The 7,504-nt window shown below is 37.6% G+C and carries 7 protein-coding genes; 6 read left to right on the plus strand and 1 reads right to left on the minus strand.

Going from position 1 to position 7,504, the window contains the following annotated elements:
• Positions 1–388: 388 nt before the first annotated feature.
• Together AC07XN_RS22240 and AC07XN_RS22245 are read left to right on the plus strand one after the other, a co-directional pair.
• Positions 389–1,402, plus strand: a complete 1,014-nt coding sequence (locus tag AC07XN_RS22240) for an SDR family NAD(P)-dependent oxidoreductase (RefSeq protein ID WP_494744647.1) — start codon at positions 389–391, stop codon at positions 1,400–1,402.
• A gap of 84 nt (positions 1,403–1,486) precedes the next feature.
• The gene (locus AC07XN_RS22245; RefSeq protein ID WP_494744648.1) at positions 1,487–2,308 is read left to right on the plus strand and encodes an AraC family transcriptional regulator; all 822 of its coding nucleotides are present in this window, start codon (positions 1,487–1,489) and stop codon (positions 2,306–2,308) included.
• A 1,075-nt stretch (positions 2,309–3,383) separates the two neighbouring features.
• Here AC07XN_RS22245 and AC07XN_RS22250 read toward each other — a convergent pair.
• On the minus strand, positions 3,384–3,509 hold the full coding sequence (locus tag AC07XN_RS22250) for a hypothetical protein (RefSeq protein ID WP_494744649.1): 126 nt from the start codon (positions 3,507–3,509) through the stop codon (positions 3,384–3,386).
• A 249-nt stretch (positions 3,510–3,758) separates the two neighbouring features.
• Between AC07XN_RS22250 and alaS the strand changes: the two genes are divergently transcribed.
• The 4 genes from alaS to AC07XN_RS22270 all read left to right on the plus strand — a co-directional run bounded on the left by alaS (position 3,759) and on the right by AC07XN_RS22270 (position 7,442).
• Positions 3,759–6,398, plus strand: coding sequence for an alanine--tRNA ligase (alaS, locus tag AC07XN_RS22255; protein ID WP_494744650.1), 2,640 nt, complete (start codon positions 3,759–3,761; stop codon positions 6,396–6,398).
• A gap of 114 nt (positions 6,399–6,512) precedes the next feature.
• Positions 6,513–6,683 carry a hypothetical protein gene (locus AC07XN_RS22260; RefSeq protein ID WP_309919457.1) on the plus strand — a complete coding sequence of 57 codons (171 nt, stop codon included), beginning with the start codon at positions 6,513–6,515 and terminating at the stop codon, positions 6,681–6,683.
• 4 nt (positions 6,684–6,687) lie between these two features.
• On the plus strand, positions 6,688–6,924 hold the full coding sequence (locus AC07XN_RS22265; protein ID WP_309919453.1) for a hypothetical protein: 237 nt from the start codon (positions 6,688–6,690) through the stop codon (positions 6,922–6,924).
• A 77-nt stretch (positions 6,925–7,001) separates the two neighbouring features.
• The gene (locus AC07XN_RS22270) at positions 7,002–7,442 is read left to right on the plus strand and encodes a c-type cytochrome (protein ID WP_494744651.1); all 441 of its coding nucleotides are present in this window, start codon (positions 7,002–7,004) and stop codon (positions 7,440–7,442) included.
• Positions 7,443–7,504 lie beyond the last annotated feature (62 nt).

The raw sequence follows: 7,504 nt of genomic DNA on the forward strand, positions 1-7,504 counted from the left end.
TTAAAATAATCTTTTCCCATATCACAAAGATAAGATTTTCAAATTAGCCTGACGGCTATGGTGTTTTCACCAACAAATCAAGCGTCAGCAACACTCCAAAAAAATAATAAAATCAAACTATTAAGTTGACAAGTTGCTGACGCTTATGTTGTTGGTGAAAAACACTAACAACGGCGAAAAAAATTACTCATGGCATGACTTGAAGTCATGCCATGAGTTGGGGTTTTACACCATGTTCTGCAACACACAAACCACAGTTTAAAAACGTAGGGGCGTATTGCATACGCCCACAAACAAATGGCCCTTAAAACAAAGCAAATACGGTCTTTAAAACAAAGTTGTCTGGTTCAGCAATGGCTAATTTTGTATCAATCAAACAACAAAAAAAATGAGACTAGACAATCAGACAACATTACAAAAACCAATAGGTTCGGGCTTTAATGCAACATCTACCACACACGACGTTATCAAGGGAATAGACCTTACAGGAAAAATTGCCATCGTTACGGGTGGCTACGCTGGCATTGGTCTGGAAACAACCAAAACCTTGGTATCCGCAGGAGCAACCGTAATTGTGCCTGCTCGTGATAAGGCAAAAGCCCTCAAAAATCTGGAAAATATCCCCCATGTTGAAGTAGCGACAATGGATTTGATGAACCCCGATTCGATTGATTTATTTGCTAAGGAATTCATAGCTTCGGGCAGACCGCTTCATCTACTTATCAATAATGCAGGTATCATGTGGGTTCCTTTACAACGCGATAGTCGCGGGTATGAATCACAGCTAGCAACCAATCATTTAGGACATTTTCAGTTGACGGCAAGGCTTTGGTCTGCCTTAAAAAAAGCCGAGGGCGCTAGGGTGATTAATGTGTCATCTTACGGACATCAAATTGCCCCTTTTAATTTTGACGACCCTAATTTCCAACACCGTGAATACGAAACATTACAAGGGTACGGACAATCTAAAACGGCCAACAACCTGTTTACGGTGGCACTTGACCAACTGGGCGAGCAATTCAATATTCGTTCTTTTGCTGTGCATCCTGGGTCTGTCATTGGTACAGATTTAGGGCGGGTGGCTCCTATGGAATTGTTTCAGCAAATGGGTACCCACGATGCCGACGGAAACATTTTTGAAGCTGTTGCAGCAAAACTAAAAAATACTGTGCAAGGCGCAGCCACCACGGTATGGTGTGCTACAAGTGCTTTTTTAAACAATATAGGCGGATTATATTGTGAAAATTGCGACATTGCAGTCATTGATGAGGGTCAAATTGAACACAACTTTGGTGACCCTCTTACCCTTCATGGCGTAAAGCCCTATTCAATCGACACCGCTGATGCACAAAGGTTATGGGCTTTAAGTGAGACAATGACAGGGGTATTTTTTGAGGATTAATGAACATTTCATTTCAGTGATACTAATATCAGTCAAAGATTCTTTTTTTTGGCTGATATTGTATTTTATAAAATTGCAACAAACATGGCGTTTCAAACACATTATCTGACCCCAGACATCAAACTTTCGTTATTCGGTGAAGGTACTTTTAAAACCGAAACTGTTTTTGAACACCACATGCTGATATGGTTTATTTCTGGCGAAACCAAGATTATACAGGCCGATAGTACACATTACTTTGGTGCTGGTGACATCTTTTTAATCCCACGTAATCAGCCCACAACGATTATCAATTATCCCTTAAACGGACAACCACACAAAGCCGTTGCCATGCACTTGACCAAAGAAAGGCTCAAGGACTTTTATCATAGAAATAAGCCTTTTACTAACCATCTGCCAAGACCACAAAACGTTCGGAGTTTCAATAAACATCCTTTGTTAGAAAGTTGCCTTGCATCATTAATTCCCTATTTTGATTTGAAAGATGCCTTACCACATAATATTGCCAACATCAAAATTGAGGAGGCCATCACCATTCTACGGACTATCGACATCAGCATAGATACTTTGCTAGCCAATTTTGAAGAACCGGGCAAAATCAACTTGTCGGATTACATGGAGAAAAACTTCATGTTTAACATGACAATGGAAAAATTCGGCTACCTGACAGGACGAAGCCTTACGACGTTCAAGCGTGATTTTAAGAAGGTTTATAATACCACCCCTCAAAAATGGCTTACCCAAAAACGCTTAGCACTAGCCCATTATCTGCTGAGTGAAAAGAAGAAAAACCCTGTTGATTTATACCTTGAAGTAGGATTTGAAAACCTATCACATTTTTCCTTTGCCTTCAAAAAACATTTTGGATATGCGCCTACGGCGGTAACACGTCTTGGTCATGCGTGAATTGAAGGCAATGAGTAGGCGGCCATTTATTTTCAATAAATCTTGGGCTAACATATAGCACAAACTGAGATTTCACCGAAAGAATCAGGCGTTGATAAACAGCCAATTGTCCTTCAACGACTTCAGCACATAAAGAAAAAACACCATGCAAAGGCTTGACGTTCAAGTATTTTCTAATATAAACAAGATAAGATGGGAGAATTAGGCAGGCTAATATCAAAATAATATTGGCAATATATTTGTACATTTTTGTAGGGTGTAGTTAATTTGTTCAACTTAAAAAACAATGTAAATGCTAATAAAAACTCTTGGGGACACTAATTTGTAAAACTTACATAAATATAGCAATTTTTCTTTAAAAAACAAAGTACTGTTGCCTTATTTTTTTAGCAGATTTTTACAGTAAAAGAATCATTATCATCAATCAATAAAAAAATCAACAACATCCATTTTCTTTATTATTGTTGTTGTTATTGTTTTTAAAGTTTAATAGTTTTCTATTGTTTTATTATACTAGCATTGCTCCTGCAGTGCTTTGGTAGTTGCTCCTGCAGTGCTGTAGCATTTTTTACCACAGCACGACAGGAGCAACTACCAAAGCAAAAAAAATAGGTTAGCAAGGTGTTTTTCTAATAAAAAGTGTCTTTAAAATTCAAGACACGACTACCAAATACTTGATAAAAACCATAGAATTGGCAAAGTCATGCCATGAGTAATTGTAACAAAAATTTCTATTAGCAGGTGACTTAAGTCCTACTGATTACCCACATCTTTTCAAAAAGTTGAAATGAAGATGTAATTATTGATAAAATGGGCTTAAATAGCCCTTGAAACCTCACCCCCGACCCCTCTCCTTCAGAGAGGGGAGCATTAAGCACCAAGGTCTGCTCCCCTTCTCTGAAGGAGAAGGGGTTGGGGGATGAGGTTGTTATACATTGATTATCAATTGTTTATCAACTTGTGGGTAATCAGTAGGACTTAAGTCACCTGCTAATAGAAAGGATTAGTCCTCAATAATCTTATTCCCTAAAGGTTTTTTTATTAAAAATTAGCCTCAAACCTCCTAACGCCTACATTATACGACAATAAATTCATAATCAAAAACTACCAAAAAAAACTTAACAAAAAAGCCTTGTATATCTCCCGAAAAAATAGGTAACTTGATGATAAGTTCAGACACCATCACATCATCTTTTGTCATGCTTTTATTTATCCAATGCCTCCTGCTATTAGCAACATCCAGCTATTTTACCTTCTATTAGATTATCCAGTGAAAAGTAAAATCATAGCATTTAAGGAATTCAAGCTCCGAAAAAACCTTCATTTTTTCCATATCATTTCATTTTCTCTTGAATTACTAACATTCTCCAAGACTATTCACTAATTTTGCGGTTAATTTAAAGAGACTGTCTGAAGCATTACTTCGGACAAACCAAATTCCGATTTTATAATGACTTCCAAAGAAATACGCAAACAGTTTTTAGACTTCTTTCAATCTAAAGGGCACTTAATTGTTCCTTCAGCTCCTCTTGTTGCCAAAAACGACCCTACCTTGATGTTTAACAACTCGGGGATGGCTCAGTTCAAAGACTTTTTCTTGGGTAATGGTACGCCTCCTTCAAAGCGTATTGCCGATACACAAAAATGTTTACGTGTGTCTGGTAAACACAATGATTTAGAAGACGTTGGGTTTGATACCTATCACCACACCATGTTTGAAATGTTGGGAAACTGGTCGTTTGGTGATTACTTCAAGAAAGAAGCCTTGGCGTGGTCTTGGGAATTATTGACGGAAGTATTCAAATTGCCAAAAGATAGAATTTATGTTTCTGTGTTTCAAGGTGATGAAAAAGACGGCGTGCCTTTCGACCAAGAAGCGTGGGACATTTGGGCATCAATGGTGGGCGAAGACCGTATTATCTTAGGAAACAAAAAAGATAACTTCTGGGAAATGGGCGATACTGGTCCATGTGGACCATGTTCTGAAATCCACATCGACTTACGTGATGCGGAGGAAGTAGCCAAAAAATCTGGAAAAGAATTAGTCAATGCCGACCACCCACAAGTGGTAGAAATCTGGAACAACGTATTCATGCAGTTTGAACGCATGGCAGATGGCTCATTGGTTTCGTTGCCAGCCAAACACGTAGATACAGGCATGGGCTTCGAGCGTTTGTGTATGGCGATTCAAGGCAAACAATCGAACTATGATACTGATGTGTTCTCGAATACCATCAATTTTGTAGCGGCAAAAGCAGGTAAAAAATACGGCGAGGGAAAATGGGAAGACATTGCGTTAAGAGTAATTGCTGACCATATCCGTGCAATTGCTTTTGCGATTGCCGACGGACAGTTGCCTTCAAACAACAAAGCGGGTTATGTAATCCGTAGAATCTTGCGTCGTGCGGTGCGTTATGGTTATACCTATTTAGGTTTCCGTGAGCCATTTATGCATAGTATTATTCCATTGTTGGCGGAACAATTTGATGGTGTTTTCCCTGAATTAATCGCTCAACAAGAATTTGTAGAAAGAGTAATTTTAGAAGAAGAAAATTCTTTCTTGCGTACATTGGAAACAGGGTTGACGAGATTGGATAAAATCATTGCTGAAACAGAGAAAAACGGAAGAATTGCAGGAGAAATCGTGTTTGAATTGAACGATACTTTCGGTTTTCCTTCTGATTTAACCGCCTTGATTGCTCGTGAAAATGGTTTATCAATCGACGAAGAAGGCTATAAAATAGCCCTACAAGCACAAAAAGACCGTTCTCGTAAGGATTCATCGAAAGAAGCTACCGACTGGACAGTTGTTTCAGACGAAGATTTTGACTTTGAATTTGTAGGATACGACGAAACAGAAGCAGAAGCAAACCTTATCAAATACCGTAAAGTAAAAACCAAAGCAGGAAGCGAATACCATATCGTATTAGATAAAACGCCTTTCTACGCAGAAATGGGTGGACAAGTTGGCGACTCTGGCGTGTTGGAGTTAGGAGATTTGTCTATCAAGATTTCGGATACTAAGAAGGAAAACGATTTGTTTATTCATATTTCTACGGACAAAAACTTCGAGAAATTTGTTGAACAATATGCTACTGGTAAAAAATTAGTAGCCAAAATAGATACGGCACGTAGAAGTAAAATTACTTCAAACCATACGGCTACGCACTTAATGCTTTCGGCCATGCGTGAGGTATTAGGTTCGCATATTTCACAAAAAGGATCGTATCAAAACGAAGACCTTACTCGTTTTGACTTCTCGCATTTCTCGAAAGTGACGGATGAAGAATTAGCGAAGATAGAAGACATCGTAAATGCTAAAATCAGAGCGAACATCGCTTTAGATGAAAAACGCAATGTACCTATCAAAGAAGCAGTTGCCGCAGGAGCAACAGCTACATTTGGAGAAAAATATGGTGATTTTGTCCGTGTCATTACGTTTGACCCTAATTTTTCAGTAGAGCTTTGTGGAGGTACGCACGTGCCAGCAACTGGGCAAATCGGTTTGTTCAAATTCGTGGCAGAGAGTTCTGTTTCGGCAGGTGTTCGTCGTGTAGAAGCTTATACAGGTCAGAATGCGTTGGCAATGTTTGAAGAACAATTAGCCATTGTGAATGAATTGAAAGGTTTATTCAAAGGTCAATCAGATGTTGTGAAAGCGGTGAAAGCTTTGCTAGAAGAGAAAGCTGTTTTAAGTAAAAAAATCGAAGCTTTTGAAGGTGAAAAATTACAAGCCATCAAGGAAAACTTGTTGACGAAAGTACAAGCTGTTGGCGATGTAAATGTCATTGCGGAGGTGATTTCAGTACCAAGTGCTGATGCCTTGAAGCAACTGGCGTATGAATTAAAGGCTAAAGTAGATAATTTGTATTGTGTATTAGGGTCGGAAGTAGCGGGTAAACCACAATTAGCGGTCATGATTGCTGATAATTTAGTAGCTGAGAAAGGACTAAACGCTGGGCAAATCATCCGTGATATGGCTAAAGAAGTAAAAGGTGGTGGCGGTGGTCAGCCTTTCTTTGCAACGGCTGGTGGTTCTGATGTATCAGGATTAGCGAAGGCGATTGAGAAAGGGAGAAGTGCTGTTTAGGTATAAGTTTTAAGTATTGAGTTATGAGCTTTCTGCCTTATAGACATAACGTATTATGTTGATTAGTAGTTAATTCTTGAAAAAGTTGAAATTGTTTCTTATTTTTAACTGTTTATGAAAGATGAGATTTTGAAATATTTTTTAGAAATCAAGTCCAATATTGAACAGGATTTAGAAAAAGCTGTTGAGCGAGATGCCAGTCAAATTGAAATTGATAAATTAATTGATAGCTGGACTGAAGTAAATATTTTGATAAAAGATATTTTAAAAACTGAAAATAAATAAAGCCATGATAAATTTTGATTTCAAGCAACATTTTCAGAAACTCAAAGAAGCTCCCGACAAGCTTTCTGAAAGTTTTATTGAAAGAGATTGGTCAAAGTATTATGACACTCTTTCAAAAGAAGAACAACAAGAATTTAAAGCTGCTTTCAATGAATATCTGCGGAATCAGAATATTCAATACAAAGAACAAATTGAAATAGGGAAAGAAATGATGCGGAATGCAGGAATAACTATTTCTTAATGTATGAATCAAAAGTAACCTCCAAGACCTAAAAGGTTTATAAACTTTTTAGGTCTTTTTCATTGTTCTCTCTACAGATGAAAATATTCATATTACATACCCTACAAACTAGCTTATTGATACTATTGGTATCAACACTTACCTTTGGATTTGTAATATATTCTTACTTTGAGATAAAAGCTCAACCAGAACCGATACCTCAATTTTTCTGTGGAACTATATCTCCAATAGATGATAATCTTGGGGACAATATTAATGGGGAAAAGTTATTCAGGAATAATTGTGCTGCTTGTCATAGTACCACTGATGAAACCTTGGTTGGACCGGGCTTAAAGAATATTTCTGAAAGACGTCCTTTGAAATGGATTGTAAAATGGGTTCATAATCCTCAAAAAGTTATTAAAAGTGGTGATAAGTATGCCAATGAGCTATATTATAAATTTAATCAAGCCCAAATGACACCTTATCCCAACTTAACTGAAAAAGACATTATAGATATTTTAAAATATATCAACTAAATCGTGGCCTGTAGGCCATAAAACACTGTTTAAAATCATTTCTATTAGCGGGTGACTTAAGT

Source organism: Arcicella sp. GW458-12-2-14-TSB2 (genome assembly GCF_059423785.1).